Annotated in this window: 2 protein-coding genes; one reads left to right on the top strand and one right to left on the bottom strand. The window is 51.1% G+C overall.

Annotated features, from left to right (window positions below; genetic code table 11):
- Window positions 1-25: 25 nt before the first annotated feature.
- Window positions 26-886, bottom strand: coding sequence for a broad-spectrum class A beta-lactamase TEM-116 (locus J1902_RS18965; RefSeq protein ID WP_000027050.1), 861 nt, complete (start codon window positions 884-886; stop codon window positions 26-28).
- Window positions 887-1,483: 597 nt separating this feature from the next.
- Between J1902_RS18965 and J1902_RS18960 the strand changes: the two genes are divergently transcribed.
- Window positions 1,484-1,747: phage tail tape measure protein (locus J1902_RS18960; protein ID WP_443623209.1), on the top strand; the 264-nt coding region annotated here is incomplete at its 3' end.

The following is a 1,747-nucleotide window of genomic DNA, read 5'->3' as shown; positions in this document are numbered from 1 at the left end:
CGAACCAGACGCGTTGGTCTGACAGTTACCAATGCTTAATCAGTGAGGCACCTATCTCAGCGATCTGTCTATTTCGTTCATCCATAGTTGCCTGACTCCCCGTCGTGTAGATAACTACGATACGGGAGGGCTTACCATCTGGCCCCAGTGCTGCAATGATACCGCGAGACCCACGCTCACCGGCTCCAGATTTATCAGCAATAAACCAGCCAGCCGGAAGGGCCGAGCGCAGAAGTGGTCCTGCAACTTTATCCGCCTCCATCCAGTCTATTAATTGTTGCCGGGAAGCTAGAGTAAGTAGTTCGCCAGTTAATAGTTTGCGCAACGTTGTTGCCATTGCTACAGGCATCGTGGTGTCACGCTCGTCGTTTGGTATGGCTTCATTCAGCTCCGGTTCCCAACGATCAAGGCGAGTTACATGATCCCCCATGTTGTGCAAAAAAGCGGTTAGCTCCTTCGGTCCTCCGATCGTTGTCAGAAGTAAGTTGGCCGCAGTGTTATCACTCATGGTTATGGCAGCACTGCATAATTCTCTTACTGTCATGCCATCCGTAAGATGCTTTTCTGTGACTGGTGAGTACTCAACCAAGTCATTCTGAGAATAGTGTATGCGGCGACCGAGTTGCTCTTGCCCGGCGTCAATACGGGATAATACCGCGCCACATAGCAGAACTTTAAAAGTGCTCATCATTGGAAAACGTTCTTCGGGGCGAAAACTCTCAAGGATCTTACCGCTGTTGAGATCCAGTTCGATGTAACCCACTCGTGCACCCAACTGATCTTCAGCATCTTTTACTTTCACCAGCGTTTCTGGGTGAGCAAAAACAGGAAGGCAAAATGCCGCAAAAAAGGGAATAAGGGCGACACGGAAATGTTGAATACTCATACTCTTCCTTTTTCAATATTATTGAAGCATTTATCAGGGTTATTGTCTCATGAGCGGATACATATTTGAATGTATTTAGAAAAATAAACAAATAGGGGTTCCGCGCACATTTCCCCGAAAAGTGCCACCTGACGTCTAAGAAACCATTATTATCATGACATTAACCTATAAAAATAGGCGTATCACGAGGCCCTTTCGTCTCGCGCGTTTCGGTGATGACGGTGAAAACCTCTGACACATGCAGCTCCCGGAGACGGTCACAGCTTGTCTGTAAGCGGATGCCGGGAGCAGACAAGCCCGTCAGGGCGCGTCAGCGGGTGTTGGCGGGTGTCGGGGCTGGTTTAACTATGCGGCATCAGAGCAGATTGTACTGAGAGTGCACCATATGCGGTGTGAAATACCGCACAGATGCGTAAGGAGAAAATACCGCATCAGGCGCCATTCGCCATTCAGGCTGCGCAACTGTTGGGAAGGGCGATCGGTGCGGGCCTCTTCGCTATTACGCCAGCTGGCGAAAGGGGGATGTGCTGCAAGGCGATTAAGTTGGGTAACGCCAGGGTTTTCCCAGTCACGACGTTGTAAAACGACGGCCAGTGAATTCTAAAAAGTGCAGCCACGCAGACCTTTGATGGTATTGCACAGAATATGGCGGCGATGCTGACCGGCAGTGAGCAGAACTGGCGCAGCTTCACCCGTTCCGTGCTGTCCATGATGACAGAAATTCTGCTTAAGCAGGCAATGGTGGGGATTGTCGGGAGTATCGGCAGCGCCATTGGCGGGGCTGTTGGTGGCGGCGCATCCGCGTCAGGCGGTACAGCCATTCAGGCCGCTGCGGCGAAATTCCATTTTGCAACCGGAGGA

Source organism: Arthrobacter cavernae (assembly GCF_017368795.1).
In the GTDB taxonomy this organism is placed as follows: Bacteria; Actinomycetota; Actinomycetes; order Actinomycetales; family Micrococcaceae; genus Arthrobacter; species Arthrobacter cavernae.
Note: the sequence above shows the minus strand (reverse complement) of the source record. Positions and strands in the feature narration are given on the sequence as shown.